Origin of the sequence: Klebsiella sp. RHBSTW-00484 (assembly GCF_013705725.1) — a bacterium.
Lineage (GTDB): Bacteria > Pseudomonadota > Gammaproteobacteria > Enterobacterales > Enterobacteriaceae > Klebsiella.
This window is the reverse complement of record NZ_CP055481.1, coordinates 4,162,095-4,185,222: the sequence shown is the minus strand read 5'-3', so window position 1 is coordinate 4,185,222 and position 23,128 is coordinate 4,162,095. Positions and strand designations below refer to the sequence as shown.

21 protein-coding genes and 2 pseudogenes are annotated in these 23,128 nt (G+C 54.4%); 6 read left to right on the top strand and 17 right to left on the bottom strand.

Features of this window, described 5'->3' with window-relative positions:
• From odhB to sucD, 3 genes are all read left to right on the top strand, one after another.
• Complete coding sequence (odhB, locus tag HV213_RS19835) at positions 1–1,230, top strand: 2-oxoglutarate dehydrogenase complex dihydrolipoyllysine-residue succinyltransferase (protein ID WP_181483005.1); 1,230 nt, start codon at positions 1–3, stop codon at positions 1,228–1,230.
• A gap of 104 nt (positions 1,231–1,334) precedes the next feature.
• On the top strand, positions 1,335–2,501 hold the full coding sequence (sucC, locus tag HV213_RS19830; protein ID WP_110277305.1) for an ADP-forming succinate--CoA ligase subunit beta: 1,167 nt from the start codon (positions 1,335–1,337) through the stop codon (positions 2,499–2,501).
• On the top strand, positions 2,501–3,370 hold the full coding sequence (gene sucD, locus HV213_RS19825; RefSeq protein WP_110277304.1) for a succinate--CoA ligase subunit alpha: 870 nt from the start codon (positions 2,501–2,503) through the stop codon (positions 3,368–3,370). The genes sucC and sucD overlap by 1 nt, the downstream gene beginning before the upstream one ends.
• Before the next feature lie 97 nt (positions 3,371–3,467).
• Here sucD and HV213_RS19820 read toward each other — a convergent pair whose 3' ends face one another.
• From HV213_RS19820 to otnK, 8 genes are read right to left on the bottom strand one after another with little or no spacing between them, the layout of a single operon-like run.
• A complete protein-coding gene (locus HV213_RS19820) occupies positions 3,468–4,121 on the bottom strand; it encodes an aspartate/glutamate racemase family protein (RefSeq protein WP_181483004.1) in 654 nt (217 codons plus the stop codon).
• Positions 4,118–4,537, bottom strand: coding sequence for a GlcG/HbpS family heme-binding protein (locus HV213_RS19815; RefSeq protein WP_181486463.1), 420 nt, complete (start codon positions 4,535–4,537; stop codon positions 4,118–4,120). Before HV213_RS19815 ends, HV213_RS19820 begins: the two co-directional genes overlap by 4 nt.
• 6 nt (positions 4,538–4,543) lie before the next feature.
• Positions 4,544–5,890, bottom strand: a complete 1,347-nt coding sequence (locus HV213_RS19810; RefSeq protein ID WP_181483003.1) for a bile acid:sodium symporter family protein — start codon at positions 5,888–5,890, stop codon at positions 4,544–4,546.
• Positions 5,891–5,909: 19 nt separating this feature from the next.
• Positions 5,910–6,722: a beta-keto acid cleavage family enzyme gene (locus HV213_RS19805; protein WP_181483002.1), complete on the bottom strand. Its 813-nt coding sequence runs from the start codon at positions 6,720–6,722 to the stop codon at positions 5,910–5,912.
• A 28-nt stretch (positions 6,723–6,750) separates the two neighbouring features.
• Positions 6,751–7,533 carry a hydroxypyruvate isomerase family protein gene (locus HV213_RS19800; protein WP_181483001.1) on the bottom strand — a complete coding sequence of 261 codons (783 nt, stop codon included), beginning with the start codon at positions 7,531–7,533 and terminating at the stop codon, positions 6,751–6,753.
• Positions 7,514–8,323 carry a DeoR/GlpR family DNA-binding transcription regulator gene (locus HV213_RS19795; RefSeq protein ID WP_181421913.1) on the bottom strand — a complete coding sequence of 270 codons (810 nt, stop codon included), beginning with the start codon at positions 8,321–8,323 and terminating at the stop codon, positions 7,514–7,516. Before HV213_RS19795 ends, HV213_RS19800 begins: the two co-directional genes overlap by 20 nt.
• A 6-nt stretch (positions 8,324–8,329) precedes the next feature.
• A complete protein-coding gene (gene otnC, locus HV213_RS19790; protein ID WP_181483000.1) occupies positions 8,330–8,974 on the bottom strand; it encodes a 3-oxo-tetronate 4-phosphate decarboxylase in 645 nt (214 codons plus the stop codon).
• A complete protein-coding gene (gene otnK, locus HV213_RS19785) occupies positions 8,971–10,227 on the bottom strand; it encodes a 3-oxo-tetronate kinase (RefSeq protein ID WP_181482999.1) in 1,257 nt (418 codons plus the stop codon). Before otnK ends, otnC begins: the two co-directional genes overlap by 4 nt.
• A gap of 381 nt (positions 10,228–10,608) precedes the next feature.
• Between otnK and HV213_RS19780 the strand changes: the two genes are divergently transcribed.
• Together HV213_RS19780 and HV213_RS19775 are read left to right on the top strand one after the other, a co-directional pair.
• Entirely contained in the window at positions 10,609–11,289 is a 681-nt protein-coding gene (locus HV213_RS19780) for a helix-turn-helix transcriptional regulator (RefSeq protein WP_181482998.1), read from the top strand.
• Positions 11,290–11,680: 391 nt separating this feature from the next.
• A pseudogene (locus tag HV213_RS19775) lies at positions 11,681–11,995 on the top strand (LysR family transcriptional regulator); the annotation flags it as partial.
• Positions 11,996–12,143: 148 nt separating this feature from the next.
• Here HV213_RS19775 and HV213_RS19770 read toward each other — a convergent pair.
• A complete protein-coding gene (locus HV213_RS19770; protein ID WP_000019403.1) occupies positions 12,144–13,124 on the bottom strand; it encodes an IS5-like element IS5 family transposase in 981 nt (326 codons plus the stop codon).
• 55 nt (positions 13,125–13,179) lie between these two features.
• Here HV213_RS19770 and HV213_RS19765 point away from each other — a divergent pair.
• Positions 13,180–13,782: pseudogene (locus tag HV213_RS19765) on the top strand (LysR substrate-binding domain-containing protein); the annotation flags it as partial.
• A 153-nt stretch (positions 13,783–13,935) separates the two neighbouring features.
• On the opposite strand, the gene cobO reads toward HV213_RS19765, so the two are convergent.
• From cobO to HV213_RS19725, 8 genes are all read right to left on the bottom strand, one after another.
• Positions 13,936–14,538 (bottom strand): cob(I)yrinic acid a,c-diamide adenosyltransferase, encoded by a 603-nt coding sequence (cobO, locus tag HV213_RS19760; protein WP_181482997.1) that lies wholly within the window; start codon positions 14,536–14,538, stop codon positions 13,936–13,938.
• 9 nt (positions 14,539–14,547) lie between these two features.
• Positions 14,548–16,200 (bottom strand): class I fumarate hydratase, encoded by a 1,653-nt coding sequence (locus tag HV213_RS19755; RefSeq protein ID WP_181482996.1) that lies wholly within the window; start codon positions 16,198–16,200, stop codon positions 14,548–14,550.
• An 11-nt stretch (positions 16,201–16,211) separates the two neighbouring features.
• A complete protein-coding gene (gene glsA / locus HV213_RS19750) occupies positions 16,212–17,213 on the bottom strand; it encodes a glutaminase A (protein WP_181482995.1) in 1,002 nt (333 codons plus the stop codon).
• A 55-nt stretch (positions 17,214–17,268) separates the two neighbouring features.
• Positions 17,269–18,576 (bottom strand): dicarboxylate/amino acid:cation symporter, encoded by a 1,308-nt coding sequence (locus HV213_RS19745; RefSeq protein WP_112214464.1) that lies wholly within the window; start codon positions 18,574–18,576, stop codon positions 17,269–17,271.
• Between the two features lie 165 nt (positions 18,577–18,741).
• Positions 18,742–19,059: a DUF4387 domain-containing protein gene (locus HV213_RS19740; RefSeq protein ID WP_181482994.1), complete on the bottom strand. Its 318-nt coding sequence runs from the start codon at positions 19,057–19,059 to the stop codon at positions 18,742–18,744.
• A complete protein-coding gene (locus HV213_RS19735; protein ID WP_112214463.1) occupies positions 19,056–20,426 on the bottom strand; it encodes an acyclic terpene utilization AtuA family protein in 1,371 nt (456 codons plus the stop codon). The genes HV213_RS19740 and HV213_RS19735 overlap by 4 nt, the downstream gene beginning before the upstream one ends.
• Before the next feature lie 3 nt (positions 20,427–20,429).
• Positions 20,430–21,671, bottom strand: coding sequence for a methylaspartate ammonia-lyase (locus tag HV213_RS19730; protein WP_181482993.1), 1,242 nt, complete (start codon positions 21,669–21,671; stop codon positions 20,430–20,432).
• Entirely contained in the window at positions 21,671–23,116 is a 1,446-nt protein-coding gene (locus HV213_RS19725) for a methylaspartate mutase subunit E (protein WP_181482992.1), read from the bottom strand. The genes HV213_RS19730 and HV213_RS19725 overlap by 1 nt, the downstream gene beginning before the upstream one ends.
• Between the last annotated feature and the right edge of the window lie 12 nt (positions 23,117–23,128).

The window sequence follows — 23,128 nt, the reverse complement described above, 5'->3', positions numbered from 1 at the left end:
ATGAGTAGCGTAGATATTCTGGTTCCCGATCTGCCTGAGTCCGTAGCTGACGCGACGGTTGCGACCTGGCATAAAAAACCGGGCGATAGCGTCCAGCGTGATGAAGTGCTGGTAGAAATCGAAACTGACAAAGTGGTACTGGAAGTACCGGCATCAGCGGACGGCATTCTGGAAGCAGTGCTGGAAGATGAAGGCGCCACCGTGCTGTCTCGTCAGATCCTCGGTCGCCTGCGTGAAGGCAACAGCGCAGGCAAAGAGTCCGGCGAGAAAGCCGACGCCAAAGAGTCTACCCCGGCTCAGCGTCAGCAAGCGTCTCTGGAAGAACAAAGCAACGACGCGCTGAGCCCGGCGATTCGTCGCCTGCTGGCTGAACACAACCTCGACGCGGCGGCCATTAAAGGTACCGGCGTTGGCGGCCGCCTGACCCGTGAAGATGTTGAGAAACATCTGGCAAGCGCTCCGGCTAAAGCGGAAGCGAAAGCCCCGGCAACTGCCACCACCGCAGCGGCTCCGGCAGCACAACTGGGCCATCGCTCTGAAAAACGTGTGCCGATGACCCGTCTGCGTAAACGGGTTGCTGAGCGTCTGCTGGAAGCGAAGAACTCTACCGCCATGCTGACGACCTTCAACGAAGTCAACATGAAGCCAATTATGGATCTGCGTAAGCAGTACGGCGACGCGTTTGAAAAACGTCACGGCATCCGCCTGGGCTTTATGTCCTTCTACGTGAAGGCGGTGGTTGAAGCGCTGAAACGCTATCCGGAAGTGAACGCTTCCATTGATGGCGATGACGTGGTTTACCACAACTATTTCGATGTCAGCATGGCAGTCTCCACGCCGCGCGGCCTGGTGACCCCGGTTCTGCGCGATGTTGACCTGCTGGGCATGGCGGACATCGAGAAGAATATTAAAGAGTTGGCACTGAAAGGCCGCGACGGCAAGCTGACCGTAGATGACCTGATCGGCGGTAATTTCACTATTACCAACGGCGGCGTATTCGGTTCTCTGATGTCCACGCCAATCATCAACCCACCGCAGAGCGCTATTTTGGGTATGCATGCCATTAAAGACCGTCCGATGGCGGTCAATGGTAAGGTAGAAATTCTGCCGATGATGTACCTGGCGCTCTCCTACGACCACCGTCTGATCGACGGACGTGAATCGGTTGGCTTCCTGGTGGCGATTAAAGATCTGCTGGAAGACCCGACTCGTCTGCTGCTGGACGTGTAGTAGTCCCAATGGCCCGGTGCGTAGGCCCGGGCCAATAAAAACATCATCAGCCTGCAGTTTTGTCGGCTACATGATAACGATTACCTGAAGGATGGACTGAACACATGAACTTACATGAATATCAGGCAAAACAACTCTTTGCCCGCTATGGCTTACCGGCGCCGGTGGGTTATGCCTGTACTACTCCGCGTGAAGCAGAAGAAGCCGCTTCAAAAATCGGCGCGGGTCCGTGGGTAGTGAAATGTCAGGTTCACGCTGGTGGCCGCGGCAAAGCGGGCGGTGTGAAAGTGGTTAACAGCAAAGAAGACATTCGCGCCTTTGCTGAACATTGGCTGGGCAAACGCCTGGTGACCTACCAGACTGATGCCAACGGCCAGCCGGTTAACCAGATCCTGGTTGAAGCAGCGACCGATATCGCTAAAGAACTGTACCTTGGCGCTGTGGTTGACCGTAGCTCCCGTCGCGTGGTCTTTATGGCCTCTACCGAAGGCGGCGTGGAAATCGAAAAAGTGGCGGAAGAGACCCCGCACCTGATCCACAAAATTGCTATCGATCCGCTGGCGGGCCCGATGCCTTACCAGGGGCGTGAGCTGGCGTTCAAACTGGGTCTGGAAGGTAAGCAGGTTCAGCAGTTCACCAAAATCTTTATGGGCCTGGCGACCATTTTCCTTGAGCGTGACCTGGCGCTGATCGAAATCAACCCGCTGGTTATCACTAAGCAGGGCGACCTGATCTGCCTCGACGGCAAACTGGGCGCTGACGGCAACGCGCTGTTCCGCCAGCCTGATCTGCGCGAAATGCGCGACCAGTCTCAGGAAGACCCGCGCGAAGCGCAGGCAGCACAGTGGGAACTGAACTACGTCGCGCTGGACGGCAACATCGGCTGTATGGTTAACGGCGCAGGCCTGGCGATGGGTACCATGGACATCGTTAAGCTGCACGGCGGCGAACCGGCTAACTTCCTCGACGTTGGCGGCGGTGCGACCAAAGAGCGCGTCACCGAAGCGTTCAAAATCATCCTCTCTGATGACAATGTGAAAGCGGTTCTGGTTAACATCTTCGGCGGTATCGTTCGTTGTGACCTGATTGCTGACGGTATCATTGGCGCGGTTGCCGAAGTGGGCGTTAACGTCCCGGTGGTTGTTCGTCTGGAAGGTAACAACGCCGAACTGGGCGCGAAAAAACTGGCTGACAGCGGCCTGAATATTATTGCAGCGAAAAGTCTGACGGATGCAGCTCAGCAGGTTGTTGCCGCAGTGGAGGGGAAATAATGTCCGTTTTAATTAATAAAGATACCAAGGTTATCTGCCAGGGCTTCACCGGTAGCCAGGGGACTTTCCACTCTGAACAAGCGATTGCTTACGGTACCCAAATGGTTGGCGGCGTGACGCCAGGCAAAGGCGGTACTTCTCACCTGGGCCTGCCGGTGTTCAACACCGTGCGTGAAGCGGTAGACGCGACCGGCGCGACCGCATCGGTTATCTACGTTCCAGCTCCGTTCTGCAAAGACTCCATCCTGGAAGCTATCGATGCAGGCATCAAACTGATTATCACCATCACAGAAGGTATCCCGACGCTGGATATGCTGACCGTGAAGGTGAAGCTTGATGAAGCTGGCGTACGCATGATTGGCCCGAACTGCCCGGGCGTTATCACCCCAGGCGAATGCAAAATCGGCATCATGCCGGGCCACATTCACAAGCCGGGCAAAGTGGGCATCGTTTCCCGCTCTGGTACCCTGACTTACGAAGCGGTCAAGCAGACTACTGACTACGGTTTCGGCCAGTCCACTTGCGTGGGCATCGGCGGCGACCCGATCCCGGGCTCTAACTTTATCGATATCCTGAAGCTGTTCCAGGAAGATCCGCAGACCGAAGCGATCGTCATGATCGGTGAGATCGGCGGCAGCGCGGAAGAAGAAGCGGCTGCTTACATCAAAGATCACGTGACTAAACCGGTTGTTGGCTATATCGCCGGTGTGACCGCGCCGAAAGGCAAACGTATGGGTCACGCGGGCGCGATCATCGCGGGTGGTAAAGGGACGGCGGATGAGAAGTTCGCCGCTCTTGAAGCCGCAGGCGTGAAAACCGTTCGCAGCCTGGCCGATATCGGCGAAGCGCTGAAATCAGTCATTAAGTAATAAGTAAAAAAACAGCCCTGACTATCTGCATGGTCAAGGGCTGGTCCAGTTTCGACATGGTTGGCCATCTGATGATGGCCTTTTTTTTGCCTGTAACTCAGCTTTCCGCCAGCGCCTTCAGCCAGCGAATGCCGCTTTCCGGTGAGGTCATTACCGGTACCGGCGGGGCAGGGAGCTGCTGTAATACCCGCGCCATCGAGGCCTGAGCCAGCATCACCACATCCGCCTGAGTAAACGCGCTCTTTAATCCTTCACTGACGATACGATCGTGGGTGTCCATATCTCCCGCTAACAGCGCATGGAAGGCTTCTTCCATTAGTATTGGCGTGATAGTGCGCCGCTGACCGCTTTCCTGGACTTTGCGCTGCACGTAATCCAGCGTCGGCTTCAGCGTGGTGGCGACGGTTGCCAGCACGGCGATACGCTCGCCTTTACTGATGGCCTCCTCCACCATCGCGCAATCAATACGCGCAAGCTGGAGCGGGGTCATAAACTGGCACTGTTCGACCGCGGTGCCAATTGAGGAGCAGGCGGTAATAAAGATATCGCAATCCGCTTTTTCGGCGATATGCACATAGTCGGCGATGCGGGCGGCAATATTTGGCGTTACGCCTCCGGCCTTCATCACCTGTTTAATCATGGACTCTTCGACCAGGTGCATCACGTCGACTTCCGGCATGATGTCGGCAATTAGCTGCTGCATCATGGCGAGGGTGGCGGCACTGGTGTGCAACATAGCGACTTTTTTCATTGGACAATCTCCTTAAGCAAATTTTCCGCGACGGTCATTGCCGCATCATGATCTTCCTGTGCTGACAGGCCGCCGACCGCGACGGCGCCCAGGCATTTACCGTCATGCAGAATTGGAACTCCGCCGGGCAGGGCGGTAAAACGCGGGTCGGCAAAATAACCAATATCTAACTGTTCTTTTTGCAGGCGCTGCAAAAACGCCTGGGTGGTGCAGCCTAAGCGGCTGCTGGTGCGTGCTTTGCGCTGAGTCAGCTCAATGGTTAACAGTTTGGCTGTATCCATGCGGGCAAAGCTCAGCAGCTCCCCGCAGGCATCGCACACCGCCACGCTTAGCGGGCGATTTGCGTAACGATTTTCGGCGAGGGTGAGCGCACTCTCCACGGCACGTATTGCTTGCTGTAAGGTCAGAGTAGTCATCATGAATTATCCTTTTGAAAGATGTTCAGAAACGGGCTGATGCGTCTGTTGAGCGGCTGCCGCCTGCGCCTGGCGGGCATCTTTTTTGCGCCAGTAGTTGGCGAGCAGCGAGCCGCTGACGTTGCCAAGCGGGGTCATTACCGCCGAGGCGAGGCCGACGGTCGCCAGTTTGCCCATGGCGGCGGCAAGTCCTGAGGCCATGCCGCCGTTTTGCAGGCCGACTTCAAAGGCCACGGTGCGGGCGGACTGTACATCCATGCGGAAGATCCAGCGGCTCATCAGGTAGCCAATCAGGAAGCCGCCGAGGTTGTGCATCAGCATGGCGAAGCAGAGCAGGAAGCCGACCTGCACCAGGTTGTCGCGCCCTGCGGCTGCGGCGGTAGTCGTGAAGAAAATAATCCCGATCATTGAGATGGTCGGCATAATCTTCTTAATGCTCTCAACGCGACCGTACAGCCAGTTGTAGAACAGCGCCCAGACGAGACCGCCTGCGACAAAGTTCAGCACTACCGCGTACATTTGCGCTTCTGCGCTGGCGGAGCCGAACTGTGCCTCCCAGCCACCGGCGCTCATATACAGCAGCCACAGAGCGCCAATCCCGGCCAGAACTTGCACGGTACGACGGCCGCGCACGCCAGCGTAAGTTTTCAGGTAGTCATGTAAAATCGCCGCGCCGATAGGGATGAGCACGATTTTCACCACGTCCATCACCATCGCGGTGAGCTGAATATCGATCATGGAACCGGCCAGCAAATTCACCCATAGCGGCGTCATCACCGTTGCCGCCAGCGTCGAAACTGCGGCGATGGAAACGGCCAGCGCCAGGTTGGCGTTAGCGATATACACCATTACCGTCGAAGAGAGGCCGCTCGGACAGGCGCCGATCAGCAGAATACCCACCGCCACTTCAGGCGGAAAATCAAAGATCAGGGTAATGCTCAGGCCAAGCAGCGGCATGATCACGAAGTGGCAGAAGGTGCCGATAAATACCGCCCACGGCATTTTGGCGACGTCGATAAAATCCTGGATCGTCAACTTGGTGCCCATGCTGAACATGGTGGCCTGGATAACCAAAAACACGATCCATTTATGGGTGATATTGAAACCGCCCCAGACGATCAGATCTGTAGACCAGGTCATCGCGGCGACAAAACCGGCGATGATCCACAGCGTAAACTGGTAGCTGCGTAATCCGGGCCAGTAGCCTGCGCCTGCCGCAAATCCGGCGGTGAACATCACCAGTCCGGGCTGCCAGAGAGCTGGTGACTGCATCAGCGCGCCAATTGCCGCCAGCGCGATACCGGCGATGCTGACGCCGAGCCCGGCTTTATGTATAACGCTCGTCATAGTCATAATGAAATGTCCTTCCTCGTTATTGCTGCCGGGGCGGAATGGCTAACATTTGCCGCGCTATTTCTGGCGTGGCGACTTTTTTATCCATGCTACGAATCAACGTGGCAAGTTTGGCGACCTGCTGGTAATTATGTTCAGCGCGTTCTTCAACGCTTAAATAATAACTGTCTTCAAAACCGATACGCACTTCGCTGGCACCCATGCCAACCGCAGCGGCAATAATATCGAAGTTCTTTCTGCCGAAATGGGTAATTCCCCATAACGCATCGCGCGGAATCATACTGCGCAGAGCAATTAAGGCATCAACGGTGGCTGGGGTGCTGCCGCGATGTCCCAGGACGATGTTAAATAACATCGGCTGTTTAAATTTAATCTTATCTTGTAGAGTGAGGATGTTATTAATCATGCCAATTTCGAAAACTTCAAATTCCGGAATAATATTGCGCTCGGTGATTTGCCGGGAGCAATATTCAACATCCGGACCAGGATTAAAATAGACCACATCGCCGAGGTTGACGGAACCGACGTTCAGCGAGGCCATTTCCACGCCGGGGCAGGTCAGCGGGGCGCAGCGTTCAGCGATGGACATCGCTGAAACACCGCCGGTTGAGGCCTGAATAATCAGGTCTGAGTGGCGCATCACGCAGTCGATGGTCGCCTGAAAATCACGGGTGTCCGGGGTCAGGCGCCCCTGTTGATCGCGAACGTGCAAATGAACAATGGCCGCGCCATGTTCCACGCTGGCGAGTATTTCCTGCGCCAGTTCCTCAGGTATCACTCTGGGGCAATCCGCGGCCACGGGCGCCAGTGAGATAATAACGGTATCCGACATTTATTCCTCCGGTACAGAGATAGCAATATTAAAATTGTAGGTAAGGCGTTATCCAGTGTAATGATTCAGGTCCTGATGTTGACGGCTGATATTCACAGCCGATCCAGTCCTGATAATTCAGTTGTTCAATAAAATCGAAAATCCATTTTTCATTTAATTCTCCGGTTCCTGGTTCATGACGATAAGGAACAGAGGCAATCTGAAAGTGTTTTATCAATGGGAAATAACATTCAATATTTTTTACCACATCGCCGTGAATTTTCTGGCAGTGGTAAATATCAAACTGCAAGCCGATGTTTTTCCGGCCGACCTCGTGAATAATGGATTCGGCCAGCGGAAAGTTATCAATCATATAGCCCGGCATATCCTGCGGATTTAATGGCTCAATAAGTACGTCGATTCCCGCTTCCGCCATCACATCACAGGCGCTGCGCAATCTGTCGGTTAGAAGAGTGCGCTGAGCGTTGAGGGTGAGAGAATCACAGCGCAGGCCCGACATCACGTGAACCCGGCGGCAGCCTAACGCTGTGGCGTATTCCCGGGCCAGATTCAGGCTGTGGCGAAACTCCTCATCGCGGCCCGGTAACGCCGCCAGCCCCCGTTCACCCTGCTGCCAGTGGCCTGCTGGGGCGTTCATTAGCACTACCGGCAGGCTGGTTTGCCCTTGAGCTTCCAGCAACGTCTCCAGCGGATGCTGCCAGAGAAACAGCCCCTCCACGCCGCGAAAACCCGCGTCTTTTGCCGCCTGAAAGCGTGCTGCTATCGGCAATTCAGTAAACAACCAGTCAAGGTTAGCCGCTAATTTCAGCATGATGTTTCCCCTCCCGGCTATCGACCAGGTGCAGTTTTACCCCCTGATTGGCGATGGCTTGTTGCGCATCATCTGGCAGCTGATTGTCAGAAATAATATCGGTTAGCTGATCCAGACCGCAGATATGGAACATCCCGTACTTGCCAAATTTACTGCTGTCGCAGACCAGCACCCGGCGGCGGGAAACGGTGAGAACCGCTTCTTTGACCGAGGCTTTGCCTTCGCTGGGGGTCGACATGCCGCGCTCGGTATCCCACGACGAGGAGCTGAGAAACGCCACGTCGATATTAATGGTGCGTAAAAAGCTGGCCGCACTTTTGCCAAGGCTTGAGCGGTTGCGCTGATCCACCAGACCGCCGGTGTGATAGAGGGTGATATGCGGCATGTCCATCAGGTAGTGGCTGATGGAGAAGTCGTTCGTCACCACGGTCAGGTTAAAGCAGTGGCTGGCGGCCACCGCTTTCGCCACTTCAAACAGCGAGGTTCCGGCATCCAGATACAGCGTTTGCCCCGGCTCAATCAGCATGGCGGCAAGCTGACCCATTTTGCGTTTTACCTCATGATGCAACTCCGCCTTTTCCCGCCACGGCAGCTCGGACTTCAGCAGGTTATTGAGCTTCACGCCGCCGTTAATCGAGATAACTTTGCCTTCCTCTTCCAGCAATTGAATATCGCGGCGCACGGTCATATGCGACACACTCATCAAGTCCGCCAGCTCATTAAATGAGGCGACGTTTTTTTCATGAACGTAGCGATAGATAAAGTCACGTCGTTGTTCGGGGATCATCATCTCACCTCACGCTCGCCGGGATTGTTCGAGTTCGGCTACTGCCTCAACTGAGAGCGGTACGTAACCGAGCGGTTTTAAGGTCAACCAGATGCGGGCGCTGTCCTCCAGCTCCTCGGCGTTAAATACCGCTTCGCGCAGCGAGCGACCGCTGACGACCGGGCCGTGGTTGGCCAGCAGCGCCGCCGTGTGGTCAGCGGCGATTTCGCTAAGCGCGCTGGCAATGCCTTCATGTCCAGGTTTGAAGTAGGGCAGCAGCGGCAACTGCCCGACGCGCATCACGTAGTATGGCGTTAATGGCGGCAGGCAGTTCTCCGGTGTTTCACACGGCAGACAAGAGAGTGCGGTCAGCCACGGCGAATGCAGATGAACCACTGCTCCGCAGGAGGGACGGTGGCGATACCATGCCAAATGCATCGGCACCTCTTTCGACGGTTTGTCGCCGCTGAGATGAACGCCGTTGGCATCCAGTTTGCTCAGCGTTGCGGCGTCAAGTTCTCCCAGACAGGAGTTGGTTGGGGTGACCAGATAACCGCCATCCGCGAGCTTAACGCTCAGGTTGCCGGAGCCGCCGCTGCTGTAGCCGCGCATAAACAGAGAGCGACCATAATGGACGAGCTGCTCGCGAAGTTGTTGCTCACTCACCGGGCTCATGATGTGTACTCCTGGGCGGTAAAAAAGAAATCTTCGTCGCCAAAATTGCCTGACTTCAACGCCAGCGCCAGTTCGGCGGAGAAGACCCATGGAACCCCTGGGGCGATGGCCTTGCCGACGGACAGGCGCGTGACCTGTAGCGCTTCCACGACGGTGCCGGATGTCTCGCCACCAGCAACAATAAAGGTGTTCACGCCTGCGGCCTGGAGCTTCGCGCTCAGCCGGGCAAACGTATGTTCAATCGCCTGGCTGGCGGGCTGCTCGCCATACTCTTGCTGAATGCGTTTTAGCGCATCAGGTGGCTGGGTGGCGTAAATCAGCGGCGCATGCGGGTCGCTGATATGCGACATGGCCCACTGGGATAGCTCATCGGTATAGCGCTCGGCGTCCGACAGGCAACGTGCTACGTCGAGCAAACGAGAGGCCGCTGCCGTTTTATAGCGATTGACCTGACGGTTGCTCATCGCCGAACAGCTCCCGGAAAAGACCATCGCTTTGACGGGGTGCGGAAAGTCCTGCGGTGGTGATGTCTGCTGAGCACCGGCGTTGGCGGCCAGCGCGCCGCCGAGCCCGGAACCTCCGGCTAACAAGGGTGAGTCATGTAGCGACTGGGCTAGCGTGTGGAGATCGGCTTCGTCCAGCGTATCGACAATCACGTGGCGTTTTCCTTCAGCTTTAAGGCTGGTCAGCTCGTGAGTGACTGCTTGCACACCGCTGCGAATGGTATTGAGATCAATATTGCCAACGGCGTTTGGCGTTTGCGCGGACAGCAGACGTGACAAATTGGCATCGGTCATCGGATTAAGCGGATGCTTTTCCATGCCGGACTCGTTCAACAGAACACCGTTGACAAACAGATGACCGTGCACCACCGTGCGTCCGTTTTGCGGCAGGGCGGGGCAATGAACGATAAGCGGGAGCTGCATCGCTTCCATCAGGGCATCGCTCACCGGGCCAATATTGCCGTGTGGTGTAGAGTCAAACGTTGAGCAGTATTTGAAATAGACTTGCCTGACGCCTGCATTTTGTTTTAGCCACCGGGCGCAAGCCAGCGATTGGGCGACGGCCTGCTCTGCGGGCAGAGAGCGGCTTTTCAGCGAGATAACAATGGCATCAACTTCTTCGTTCCACTGCTGCGTAAGGTCGGGCATTCCGGGCAATAGCGCGACTCGCCAGCCCTGTTCTGCCATAAAACTTGCTATATCCGTTGCGCCGGTAAAATCGTCGGCGATAACCCCTGTTGTGACGGCCATGACTCCACTCCGTTCAGATTGTTTACTGATTGAGCATATTATTCAGCAGTCGCTTTCACATTCACATGATGATTCTCACAAACAAGAACATCATGTGAATGTATTAAAAATAGCTAATGATTTGAAAATTAAGCATTATTGTTATCTGCGATAATAAAATCATGCTCACAACAATCTGTGAAGATTCGTTAAAGTTTGAGAAATACTGAGTGAGGCCGCTTTCATTGACCATGTGTGGACGTTGGCATGATGCTGGGATGATCATGCATTTTGATCATATTCATCTGCGAAAATGAGATTATTTTTTGCGTTTAAGGTCATTCTTTTGATGCGCTAAATTCTGCATATTAGCGGCTGACTATCAGGCTACTGGAGAATAATGTGCAGCAAAGAGACAGGGATGATGAACACCAGTTTTTCTCTTCGTTGGCAACGACCTTTTCTCGTGCAACCGGTCTGGTCGCCGTGGTTATTGATACCCGCGGGGAGAGATTGCCTGGCCGCTATGCAGGGTTAAATTTCTTTTCACTGCCCCTCATGCGTTTTGAAAAAGTGTGGGGATATATTATTTGTGACCACAGTAAGGCCATCGACAATAGTCATCGATTGGCGGCAGAAAGATTACTTCATTTTATTGTGAATAATGTCACGCCGGTTGAGGGGATAAAAGTGATCGCGAATAAGCAATCTCGCCGAAATAGTGATTTTTATTATGCGCAACGTGCATCGCATGAAATAAAAATGGCCTCTGCCCTACGTTATATTGATGAGCATTTATATGATGAGTTGTCTCTCGAATCGGTAGCGGCTCATGTTTGCCTGAGCGCCAATTACTTTAGTCGCTTTTTTAAAAAGCAGCAGGGGGTGAATTTCAAAGTCTGGGTGAGCCAGAAGAGAATGCAGCGAGCCGGGGAACTGCTTGGCGATCCTGCGTATTCGATAGATGGCGTCGCCCGAAAGCTGCAGTACGCACAAACCAGCTACTTTTGTCGAGTGTTCCGCATGGCACATCGCACTACGCCGCAATCATTCCGCCAGCAGTCTCTCTCGGCATCGTCATAGCCCATACCGGGGCAGGATAAAGGTAAGACAGATTTTTCCTGAAGCACTCATAATGTGTCCCCGGTCGCTGAAAATTTTAATTTATAGCTGGTAGCTGAAAATTAATTTTTTACCCCCTCAGGCTGACTTCGATAATAAACAAGTTAACGTGAAAAAATATTGACAACTTATTGACGCTATTTGCGGGGCAGACACCTTGTTTAAATTGTGTTTATTGAGATGCCTGGGTATTATTGGTTATTATTTGATCACTGCTAATATGCATTAATCATGGAATAGATCAATGACATCTGACGGGATAATAAAATATAACACTCGGGGATAACCTGATGTCCTTGCGCGCTTTTTTTATTCTTTAAACAATTTTTGCACGCCGTAAATGGAAGACGTTATGAGAGGAAAAATCCCCAAAACCGAATTGCTGGTGACCTTTGAAGTTGTGGCTCGCCATGAAAGCTATACCCGAGCAGCGGAAGAGTTAGCTTTAACACAAAGCGCCGTGTTCAGACAAGTCACGGCGCTGGAGGATTTCCTCCATACGTCATTATTTAATCATGTGAAAAAAAGGATTTTTTTAAATGCGGCGGGCAAGCATTATTTGCCCATCGTTAAGGAAACGCTTAACAAGCTGGAGCGTGATACCAATTCAATTATGACCTGGCAGCCGACGGTGCGGGTTCTTGAACTGGCAGTGAACCCCACCTTTAGGGAAGGTGCGAATAAGCGGGGAAATTCTTCTCGGCTGACTCAGTCATTTCATTTCTTCATGTTTGAGCCGATTTTTTCTCCCGTAAATGCCTTGAATCAGCCTATTTAGACCGTTTCTTCGCCATTTAAGGCGTTATCCCCAGTTTTTAGTGAGATCTCTCCCACTGACGTATCATTTGGTCCGCCCGAAACAGGTTGGCCAGCGTGAATAACATCGCCAGTTGGTTATCGTTTTTCAGCAACCCCTTGTATCTGGCTTTCACGAAGCCGAACTGTCGCTTGATGATGCGAAATGGGTGCTCCACCCTGGCACGGATGCTGGCTTTCATGTATTCGATGTTGATGGCCGTTTTGTTCTTGCGTGGATGCTGTTTCAAGGTTCTTACCTTGCCGGGGCGCTCGGCGATCAGCCAGTCCACATCCACCTCGGCCAGCTCCTCGCGCTGTGGCGCCCCTTGGTAGCCGGCATCGGCTGAGACAAATTGCTCCTCTCCATGCAGCAGATTACCCAGCTGATTGAGGTCATGCTCGTTGGCCGCGGTGGTGACTAGGCTGTGGGTCAGGCCACTCTTGGCATCGACACCAATGTGGGCCTTCATGCCAAAGTGCCACTGATTGCCTTTCTTGGTCTGATGCATCTCCGGATCGCGTTGCTGCTCTTTGTTCTTGGTCGAGCTGGGTGCCTCAATGATGGTGGCATCGACCAAGGTGCCTTGAGTCATCATGACGCCTGCTTCGGCCAGCCAGCGATTGATGGTCTTGAACAATTGGCGGGCCAGTTGATGCTGCTCCAGCAGGTGGCGGAAATTCATGATGGTGGTGCGGTCCGGCAAGGCGCTATCCAGGGATAACCGGGCAAACAGACGCATGGAGGCGATTTCGTACAGAGCATCTTCCATCGCGCCATCGCTCAGGTTGTACCAATGCTGCATGCAGTGAATGCGTAGCATGGTTTCCAGCGGATAAGGTCGCCGGCCATTACCAGCCTTGGGGTAAAACGGCTCGATGACTTCCACCATGTTTTGCCATGGCAGAATCTGCTCCATGCGGGACAAGAAAATCTCTTTTCTGGTCTGACGGCGCTTACTGCTGAATTCACTGTCGGCGAAGGTAAGTTGATGACTCATGATGAACCCTGTTCCATGGCTCCAGATGACAAACATGATCTCATATCAGGGACTTGTTCGCACCTTCCTTAGCACCCACTGGTTAATCCCTAATCTGCGTGAGTTTAATAAATTAAACCCGGGTATTATCGTCAATATTCATTCGCTGGCTAATATTGGCGATTTTCTCAGCCGTGAGTATGATGCCGCCATCATGCGCGAGGATTTTTGCTCGCCGTGGACGGAGGTTGAGTACTTATTCGAAGAGGAGATCCTACCGGTATGCGGCTGCGGGCTGCTATCAGACCCTGGTCAAAAGCTGGCGGTCGAGGAATTGCTGGGTGAATTTCCGTTGCTGCATCAAAGCACACGAATTCACGGCTGGCAGGAGTGGTTCGCATTGTCGAATATCACCAGCGCGCAGATTAATATCGGCCCGCGTTTTGACCTGCTATCGATGCTGATTGCGGCGGTGCGTTCGAATCTGGGGGTGGCGCTGCTACCGCGTTTTGCCATTCAGCACGATCTCGATAGCGGCGAGATGGTCATTCCTTGCGATGTGCCGATTCGCACCGGAAACCGTTTTATTATGACGTGGCAGGAAGATAAAGCGGAATCCCGGCATTTACAGGTATTCCGCGACTGGTTGTTGCATAAATCAGTGGTGTCGACGACCTGATGGCTCTGGGGAGAAAAGTGGAAGCTGCGTTGCGCGCTGTTTCCCGGAGGCGGCGCTTGACGCGCCTGTCCGGGCTACCGGCCCGCAGACGGCGGTGAGCCCGTAGCCCGGCTAAGCGCAGCGCGAGCCGGGAGAAAAGCGAATCGGATAAAACTACCAGTCGATGCCCACTTGTGCCTGAATACCGCTATCAAACGCGTGCTTCACCGGGCGAAGTTCACTCACCGTATCGGCAAGATCCAGCAATCGGGCGTGACAGCCGCGTCCGGTTATAATCACGCTCTGCTGTGGCGGACGATCCACGATTGCGGCGATCACCTCCTCTGTATCCAGATAGTGATACGCCAGCATATAGGTGAGCTCATCCAGGACCAACAGATCGTAGTGCGGGTCGGCCAGCATACGCTTACTCTCCTGCCATACCGCCGTTGCCGCCTGAATATCGGCCTCCCGGTTTTGCGTTTCCCAGGTAAAGCCGGTGCCCATAATGTGAAATTCCACGCCCAGCGGATGCAGCGTGTTGTATTCACCGTTATCCCACTGGCCTTTAATAAACTGCGCGACGCCGACGATTTTTCCGTGCCCGACGGCGCGCGTCGCGGTACCAAAGGCTGCGGTGGATTTGCCTTTGCCGTTTCCGGTGAAGACGATCAGAACGCCTTTTTTCTCCGTCGCCGCCGCCACGCGGGTATCGACCTGCTCTTTCAGCTTCTGCTGGCGCAGGCGGTGGCGGTCGGTATTTCCTCGCGCTTGCATATTCGCTCCTTAATGTCCGGCCGGACAGGTTGCGCAGCGATGCTGCTGCTCAAACTGACTGAAGAAGTTATTCCCTTTGTCATCCACCAGCACAAAGGCGGGCAGGTTTTCGACTTCCATCATCCACACCGCCTCCATCCCCAGTTCGGGATACTCGAGGCAATGCAGGCTCTTGATATACTGCTGCGTCAGCAGGGCCGCCGCACCGCCAATGCTGCCGAGGTTAAATCCCCGATGTTTTTGGCAGGCGTCGGTCACCTGCTGGCTGCGGTTGCCTTTGGAGAGCATAATCAGGCTGCCGCCCGCCGCCTGGAAAGCATCGACATAACCGTCCATGCGTCCGCAGGTGGTGGGCCCCATTGAACCGCAGGCCTGATTGTCCGGGGTTTTCGCCGGGCCTGCGTAATAGACGATATGGTTTTTCATGTATTCCGGCATCGGCTCGCCGTTATCCAGACGTTCTTTGATCTTGGCATGGGCGATATCGCGGGCGACGACAATTGGCCCGCTCAGCGACAATCGGGTACCGACCGGCAGGGTGGACATGTCGCGCAGGATCTCATGCAGCGGTCGGTTCAGGTTGAGTTGTACGGTTTGGCCGCTGTTTTCCACGCGGCAGGATTCGGGAATAAATTTACCCGGGTTATGTTCCAGTTTCTCCAACCAGATGCCGTGCTTGTTGATTTTCGCTTTGATATTACGGTCAGCGGAGCAGGAGAGGGCCATGGCGATTGGACAGGAGCCGCCGTGACGCGGTAGGCGAATGACGCGAATATCGTGGGCGAAGTATTTACCGCCAAACTGCGCACCGATGCCGAATTCGCGGCTGGCGTTGAGCAAGGTGGTTTCCATCGCGGTATCACGAAACGCCTGGCCCAGTTCGTTCCCTTCGGTGGGCAGGTTATCGTAGTATTTCGTTGAGGCCAGCTTTGCCACCTTCAGCGCCTGATCGGCGGAGAGGCCGCCCACAACAAAAGCGATGTGATACGGCGGACAGGCGGCGGTGCCCAGCGATTTCATTTTTTCGGTCAGGAAAGCGGTGAGTTTCTCCGGCTGTAGAATCGATTTGGTTTCCTGAAATAGCGCCGCTTTGTTGGCCGAGCCACCGCCTTTATTGACGAACAGGAAGCGATATTCACTACCTTGCGTAGCGCTGATGTCGATCTGCGCGGGCAGGTTGGTATGGGTATTCACTTCGGTGTACATATCCAGCGGCGCGTTTTGCGAGTAGCGAAGATTGTTTTCCTGAAACGTGGTGTAGATGCCCTTGCTTAAGGCTTCGGCATCGTCGCAACCGGTCCAGACGTTCTGGCCTTTACTCGCCACAATGGTTGCGGTGCCGGTGTCCTGACAGTTTGGCAGCACGCCTTTGGCGGAGACTTCGGCATTGCGCAGCAGCTGGAGAGCGACGTACTTATCGTTACTGCTGGCCTGCGGGTCGCGCAAAATACTGGCAATCTGTTTTAAATGCCCGCTGCGCAGGAAAAATGAAGCCTCATAAAACGCCTGCTGAGATAACAGAGTTAACGCCTCTGGCGCGACTTTGATGACTTCTTCCCCATCTAACTCCGTCACCGTAACGTGTTGACTGCTCAGTAATTCATACTCTGTATTATCTTTGCTTTGAACAAAGAGTTCCTGCCAGACAAAGGGTTTAGACATTTTACGTCTCACTATTTTGCTAAAAAGAGATTGGCCTGGGTCGCATGGGCGACATATCCGATGGTCTGCTGGGCGCGAACGCTGTTACCGGCTTCATCCAGCGGGGGAGAGTAGACCGCAATGGCGTATTGTCCTGGTATCACGGCAACCATTCCGCCGCCAACGCCGGATTTCGCCGGGATGCCCACGGTGTACAGCCATTTGCCGCTGCCGTCGTATAGTCCAGCGATGGCCATTTCTGCCAGCACCTGCGGGACATAGTTTTCATTTAGCAACTGCTTGCCGTTGAAGGGGGATTGGCCTTTGTTGGCGAGTACGGCCCCCATTTTGGCGAGCTGCTCAACGGTGACATCCACCGAGCACTGGCGGGTATAAATTTCGACGGCTTCCTGGGTATCGCCATAGAAGCTGTTATAAGAGTTCATCAGCATCGCCAGCGCCTGGTTATGCTGGTTAGTTTCCATTTCGGATTTAAATACCGGCTCGTTAACGGTGAGTGAGGCATCGGCCCAGGCGTTGAGATTGTTGAGGATTTTGTTCCAGCGATCGGTTTTGTCTTTTGCTTCAACCAGGCTGACGGTGCTCATGGCTCCTGCATTGACTAACGGATTCTCAGGGGCCCCTTTGGTTAATTCCACCGCTAAGCCGGAGTTGAAGGGCAGGCCGGTGGCATTGGCACCGAGTTTATCTAAAACTTCCTGCGGCCCGCGCTGCTCCATCGCCAGTGCCAGCGTGAAAACCTTGCTCAGGGACTCCATCGGAAACGCTTTTTTCACGTCGCCAACCTGATAAATTTTGCCGTCAACCGTGGCAAGGGTGATGGCGAAATTATTCGGGCTGTAGGTCGCCAGGGCAGGGATGTAGTCGGCGACTTTACCGTCGTTGTTACTTTTATATTTCTGGTGCGCCTGTTCGATAATACTGGCGTAATCCGGCGCGTTCTGCGCCAGTGTCGTGGCGCTAAACAGTAAGCTGGCAGTTAAGATGCACGTGCTGAGAAATTTTACATTCATGGTGCAACCCTGTTGAAATGTTGAAAAAAGGCCGACGCGAAGTCGGCCTGTTGGATCAGGACAGAGCAACTTCTGAAGGTTCGGTCGCAGGACGTTCATGCTCCGGCGTTTTGGCTGGCGCTTTGCCACGACAGCCTTCACCGAAGTGTTCGCCTTCCCAACGGCCAACAATGGCTGCACCCATGGCGTTACTCATGACGTTGGTGGCAGAACGGCCCATATCGAGGAACGGATCGACGCCCATCAACAGGATCAGACCGGCTTCCGGAATGTTGAACTGGTTCAGGGTGGCGGCGATAACCACCATTGAGGCGCGCGGCACGCCCGCCATTCCCTTCGAGGTCAGCATCAGGATCAGCAGCATGGTGATCTGCTCGCCCATCCCGAGATGGACATTACAGGCCTGGGCGATAAATACCGTGGCAAACGAGCAGTAGGCCATCGAGCCGACGAGGTTAAAGGAGTAGCCAATCGGCAGAACGAAGCTGGCAATTTTGGAAGAGACGCCAAATTTTTCCAGCTTATCCAGCGTGCCAGGGAAGGCTGCTTCTGAGCTGGATGTGGTGAAGGCCAACAGCGCGGGTTCGAGGATCGCTTTGGTCAGACGGCCAATGCACGGACCGACAATCATCGTCGACAGGCCAATCAGGATCGCCCACAGCATACCCAGCGTCAGGTAGAACTCACCCATAAAGATCCCGGCGCTAACCATCACGCCCAGGCCACGTTCGGCAATCAGCCCGGAGATGGCGGCAAAAACGGTGAGTGGTGCAAACAGCATGACGTAGCCAGTCAGCTTCAACATGACGTGGACCAGCGAGTCGAGTACCTTCACGATCGGTTCGGCTTTTTCGCCGATTGCCGCCAGGCTGCAGCCAAGGAAGATCGAGAACACCACGATTTGCAGAATTTCGTTGCGCGCCATCGCATCAACGATGCTGGTGGGCACCGCGTGAGAGATAAACACTTTCAGTGTGAACGGTTCTGACTGCACGGCCGCAACGGCTCCAGCGTCGTGGGCAACGAAGTTAATGCCAGCGCCTGGCTGGAACATATTGACGATCACCAGGCCCAGCGCAATCGACAGTAGCGAAGCACAAATAAACAGGAAAAAGGTTTTAGAGAATATACGCCCGAGCGTTTTCGCATCGCCCATTTTGGCAATGCCGACGACCAGGGTAGAAATAACCAATGGGGCGATGATCATTTTTACCATGCGTAAAAATATGGTGGTAAAAATTGAAATATCCTGCGCGTACGACTTTGCTGTATCAGCTGAGGCCATATTATTAATAGCCACCCCGGCAATCATGCCGAGTATCAGGCCTAATATGATCATTTTGGTTAAACTTATTTTCTTCATTGTGACTCCATCGGATAAAGGTTGGCAATTTAGGTGTAGGGCGGCGAGCGCCTGAGCTCGGACAGAAGCTCAGGCGTATGCCTGTTGTGACCAACCGCATGGATAATTCGAAGCACGGTGATACAGCTGAATTCGGTGCTCCAATGGCTGTTATTGTGTATTTTTCTACAGATCGAACTCAATACTTAATAATGGCGCATGCTGCTGCGCGCCATATACATCATTGTCACCGACGTTGCCGGAAATAATATCGCGAGGCATGACGATTTTTACCGCATTAGCCGGATCAAACCACACAATGCGATGAATAAAATCAGGCTTCACGTTATATAAGCTGGCAATAAGCTGCGGCGTTAATTGCTCCGAACGTTTTACCCGCTGATAATCTTCCCGGGTTTTAAATAAAATATCTAAAACCAGCTCGTACGGTCCGGCGTTTTTGGAACGAATTACCTGCGCCAGCGAGCATATGGATTGTTTCATGCCTGAACTCCTTCTGGCGTCACCTGTTCAATATGGAAATCAAAACGCAGCGCGTCGCTGGCTTCAATCAGGTGATAGATAGAGAACTCATACACCGGCCCGCTTTGAATATCAGACGGTGAGAACGGGAAGGCGAGGTTACCTGCAGTTGCAATGCGATTTTCATAGCCATAGTGCAGCAGGGTAGAGCGCACCAGCGAACAGACGCTGTTGGCGATATCCTGAGTTGGCGCGACCACATCCAGCAAAATCCCTAGCTCGTGTCCGGCTGTTTTCATCGGCTCATGGTTGCCCATCACGCCGTTCTTACCGTACAGGTGGAAGGTCATGCGGATACTGTCGTCAGTCAGCGAGAGGTTGCGCGCCACGCTGGCTTGTACCTCTTCGAGAATGTTATCGATCCCGGCTATCATGATCGGGTCGCGCGTTCCGGCAATGGTCAGGCAGCGGAAGCCGACCTGACGAGCACCTTCCAGCTTCAGTGCGTACGGTGTTTCTTCGTGACGTGAACCGCTGACGTAGACTTCGCCCTCGTTGACGGCTTTAAAGGTACACCCTTTCAGGTTCAGCACGCCGCCAGGGCCCGGCAGGAAGTACGGATCGGACTTCTCATACAGGGTATGCGCCGCCGCGGAGGTTTCGGTGAACTTACGCTTTGGATTGAACGCTTTCAGCGTAAAGCCGTGATCGTCGATAATCCCCATGGCGCAGTCGGAACCGGAACCCGGCGTGGCGGCAATGGCCGCACATTCAAGGATCTTGCCGCAGTGCAGCGCCAGCCCTTCATCGAAACCCTGCATAATTGGCAGGGCGGCAAAGCAGGCCGGATCGTAAGCGCGTCCACCCAATACCACCTGCGCACCGGCTTTCAGCGCCCGCTGGAAAGGTTCGATCCCCATCTGTGCGACGATGTAGGTGCTCTCTTCGATAGCCTCGTGAGTCAGTTCCGGGACAAAATCCAGCGCGGTAATTTTGCCGTTATCCAGCGCCTGATGAACAACTTCTTTATCAACATCAGACGGGATTAGCGCCATAGAGAAAGACAGTTTTTCTTCCTGCGCAATCTCATGAATTATCTGACGACACCACTCCAGATGCGGGGCAGCGCCAGAACCGCCGGCGGTGCCAATGACGACTGGAATGTTGTTTTTCACGCCAGCGACGATCATATAGCGCAGATCGCGTTTCACTCCGGCCCTGTCGGTAAAGGGTTTACCTGCCCCCAGGTAGTGGGGGCCGGGATCGGATGAACCTGCGTCAACGGCAATAAGATCTGGCGACTCTTCCATGGCTTTACGAAAACTCTCTTCCGGGAAGCCATAACCCAGAATAGCCGTAGGCGATAAGATCTTAAATGTACGGGCCATCTCTTAATCCTTAGTCTGCAACAGCGCGATGGTGCGGTTCATTTCGTTAAACACGATGTTGAGACCTTCATCGAAGCCCATGCCTGGTTTGATCAGCATGCGCATAGGACGTGCGGCCAGCGCAACGTGTACGCAGGTGCGGGCGCTGATCTCGGTTTCGTTGCAGGTACCACCCTGATAGGCTTCCATCGCGTGTTTGTTGCAGTACAGCACCGCATCCACGATGTTGTGAATACCGCCAAGATCCGGGGTTTTTATCTGCACCATGTGGCAGCTACCGGCATCGGTGAAGTCAACGATGTCCTGATAGGTGTTGCACCATTCGTCGGCGACAATCTTCACGCCGGAACCCAGACGAGTCAGCTCTTTGGTGATGGCGGTCAGCATACGGATCTGATCCGGTTTGTTACCGGCATCTACCGGGCCTTCTATATAGAGCGGCAGACCTTGCGCTTCTTTCTCCAGGCTGGCGATATAGTCGGCGCAGCGCACCGGGTCCATATCGAAGATCAGACCGATGGTGCCGTAGACATCAATGTGCAGCGTCGGGTGATAGCGTGGGCTGGTACGCAGGCTGAGGATTCGGTCGGACAACCAGCGCACATACTCACGCAGTTTTTCGCCTTTAAAGCCCAGCTTCTCTTCGACGTTGTTGATTAGCGCGTGCGGCAGCACGTCCACGCCTTTGAGGATCATTTTGTCGACGGCGATGTAGCGGTCGTCGCCGCTCTGACCAAATAAAGGAATCGCTTCCGGGATGCACGGCAGCTGCCACTCGTCGCAAACCACTTCCGCCTTCAGGCGACCGCTTGCCAGCGCGGTGGCGTCGAGCAGCGCCTGAGACAGGCCGTAGCGGACGGCGGTATGCAGCAGGTTGCCGTCGATACGCAGCTTGTCGAAGAAGCGGGCGTTCGGCAGGAACGTATCGACATCGCGGCCTTCGAGCAGCGGTTTGATATGATCATTGAGGAACGGGATAAAGTTTTCCGCCAGGAACAGCGGATCGCGGCCGCCCGCGCCGGAGTACTGTACGGCGGCGCAATCACCGACCGCCACCGCGCCATTTTCCAGAATCAGCTGTACCGAGACGCACTCGCCCGCCTGGCGCACCGACGTAAAGCCCGGGGTAACCGGCGCGCCGGTATACATGAATCCATCATGACCCGCGCCATTTTTAATCGCCTGCTGGTCGTCAAAATAGAATGAAGAGTAGCCAGCGGTAAAAAGGGCCTGTTTAATTTTCATTATGGTCTTCCTATTAATTTACTGTGGGATACAGCGTTGATGTCATCAACAACCATCTGGAATGAAGGCTTGCGTCCTTCGAAATTCGCACGCTCGGCGACGTAATCATGGTGCAGGGCGAGAATGTCTTTTGGCAGCGGAACCGCGCCGGCTTCAAGCACGCGAATGGCGCCTGAGTTATCGCGAACCGGCAGGATTTTGCCCGCGTTACAAGAGGCCGGAGCGAAAGGCACATCCAGCACGCCGGCTTCGAAAGCCAGTACCGTGCCGCGAGCGATATCGCCGTTGCCCAGTTCGAAAACCCTCTTCAGTACGGCGCGAACTTCGCTCTTGATCAGATCCACTTCCTGCTCAACGGCAGCGCATGGCGGGAATTTCTGGTCGCTGACCATGTTGAGCATCTGGCGTGACGCCCTCAGGCCCTGGGCGTTAGCGGCAGCCGTCGGAATGCCGAAGGCTTCGTGCGGGCTCTTGGTAATCACTTTGGTCGCGCCGGACATACCGGCCACCGCCGCGCCCCAGGAGATAATAGCGAACGCTTTAGATTCATCTTCCGGGAAGCCGCCCATCCACTGGTGGAAGACGGTACTCAGCTCATAATCGTCGAAGCCATAATTGCCGAAGTATTCGTGCGACAGTTCGCGCAGGGATTGAATCGCCGCGATATCCTGCGTCAGGCTACCGACCTGGCCGTAGCCGACGGTGATGGATTTCACGCCCTGTTCCAGCGCCAGCAGACCTTCGATAATCGCCACCGAGTGGGACATAAACGGTGGGATCAGCGTGCCGGTCAGTGGGCCAAACGGCTCGCGGTTAATGCGGATGCCGTGTTCTTCATACAGGCCCATCAGGCGGTCGCAGTACTGCCAGTCACGAATTGATTTTTCCAGGGTGACGCGCTTGGCGTAAGGAATGTTGTAGGAGATGCCGCCGCCTTCGTAGCTGGTAAAGCCGCTGGCCATTGAGATTTCAGCTAACAGACGCGCATCAGGCGTGCCGTGACGCACCTGAACCGGTTTTTCCAGCGACTCGGTCATTCGACGGCATTCAGCAACGCCGTGGTTGACTACCGGCAGGCCGTTCAGTTTGGACGTTCCCGCTTCGATGGATTTTTGAATCCCAATCGCCGCCTCTTCATAACGGTTCAGACGGGTATAGGCATCGATGGTACTGGGCAGCAGGTCGCATTCAACTTGCAGCGTTTTAAGCAGTTCGATGTGCTCATCCATTAACGCCACGCCCGCGCGCGGCTGGCTCAGGGTTTTCCCTTCCTGATCGGCCTTCAGCAGGGCGTGAGAAAAACGTTTTTTCTCAGGAATGGTCTGCTGGTACTTCACGCCATCTTCGAATTTCTCAACATCTTTCCCGGTCTGCCAGGTCTGCAATACCTGATGCCGCTCGGTCATGAATTCATCATGGGTTAGCTTTTTATTGCGGAGTTCCATTCGTCATTGCCT

What these genes read in the sequence shown, in the direction of transcription:
- odhB (WP_181483005.1), top strand. Translation starts at nt 1, where the DNA reads ATGAGTAGCGTAGATATTCTGGTTCCCGATCTGCCTGAGTCCGTAGCT.
- sucC (WP_110277305.1), top strand. Translation starts at nt 1,335, where the DNA reads ATGAACTTACATGAATATCAGGCAAAACAACTCTTTGCCCGCTATGGC.
- sucD (WP_110277304.1), top strand. Translation starts at nt 2,501, where the DNA reads ATGTCCGTTTTAATTAATAAAGATACCAAGGTTATCTGCCAGGGCTTC.
- HV213_RS19820 (WP_181483004.1), bottom strand. Translation starts at nt 4,121, where the DNA reads ATGAAAAAAGTCGCTATGTTGCACACCAGTGCCGCCACCCTCGCCATG.
- HV213_RS19815 (WP_181486463.1), bottom strand. Translation starts at nt 4,537, where the DNA reads ATGACTACTCTGACCTTACAGCAAGCAATACGTGCCGTGGAGAGTGCG.
- HV213_RS19810 (WP_181483003.1), bottom strand. Translation starts at nt 5,890, where the DNA reads ATGACTATGACGAGCGTTATACATAAAGCCGGGCTCGGCGTCAGCATC.
- HV213_RS19805 (WP_181483002.1), bottom strand. Translation starts at nt 6,722, where the DNA reads ATGTCGGATACCGTTATTATCTCACTGGCGCCCGTGGCCGCGGATTGC.
- HV213_RS19800 (WP_181483001.1), bottom strand. Translation starts at nt 7,533, where the DNA reads ATGCTGAAATTAGCGGCTAACCTTGACTGGTTGTTTACTGAATTGCCG.
- HV213_RS19795 (WP_181421913.1), bottom strand. Translation starts at nt 8,323, where the DNA reads ATGATGATCCCCGAACAACGACGTGACTTTATCTATCGCTACGTTCAT.
- otnC (WP_181483000.1), bottom strand. Translation starts at nt 8,974, where the DNA reads ATGAGCCCGGTGAGTGAGCAACAACTTCGCGAGCAGCTCGTCCATTAT.
- otnK (WP_181482999.1), bottom strand. Translation starts at nt 10,227, where the DNA reads ATGGCCGTCACAACAGGGGTTATCGCCGACGATTTTACCGGCGCAACG.
- HV213_RS19770 (WP_000019403.1), bottom strand. Translation starts at nt 13,124, where the DNA reads ATGAGTCATCAACTTACCTTCGCCGACAGTGAATTCAGCAGTAAGCGC.
- cobO (WP_181482997.1), bottom strand. Translation starts at nt 14,538, where the DNA reads ATGCAAGCGCGAGGAAATACCGACCGCCACCGCCTGCGCCAGCAGAAG.
- HV213_RS19755 (WP_181482996.1), bottom strand. Translation starts at nt 16,200, where the DNA reads ATGTCTAAACCCTTTGTCTGGCAGGAACTCTTTGTTCAAAGCAAAGAT.
- glsA (WP_181482995.1), bottom strand. Translation starts at nt 17,213, where the DNA reads ATGAATGTAAAATTTCTCAGCACGTGCATCTTAACTGCCAGCTTACTG.
- HV213_RS19745 (WP_112214464.1), bottom strand. Translation starts at nt 18,576, where the DNA reads ATGAAGAAAATAAGTTTAACCAAAATGATCATATTAGGCCTGATACTC.
- HV213_RS19740 (WP_181482994.1), bottom strand. Translation starts at nt 19,059, where the DNA reads ATGAAACAATCCATATGCTCGCTGGCGCAGGTAATTCGTTCCAAAAAC.
- HV213_RS19735 (WP_112214463.1), bottom strand. Translation starts at nt 20,426, where the DNA reads ATGGCCCGTACATTTAAGATCTTATCGCCTACGGCTATTCTGGGTTAT.
- HV213_RS19730 (WP_181482993.1), bottom strand. Translation starts at nt 21,671, where the DNA reads ATGAAAATTAAACAGGCCCTTTTTACCGCTGGCTACTCTTCATTCTAT.
- HV213_RS19725 (WP_181482992.1), bottom strand. Translation starts at nt 23,116, where the DNA reads ATGGAACTCCGCAATAAAAAGCTAACCCATGATGAATTCATGACCGAG.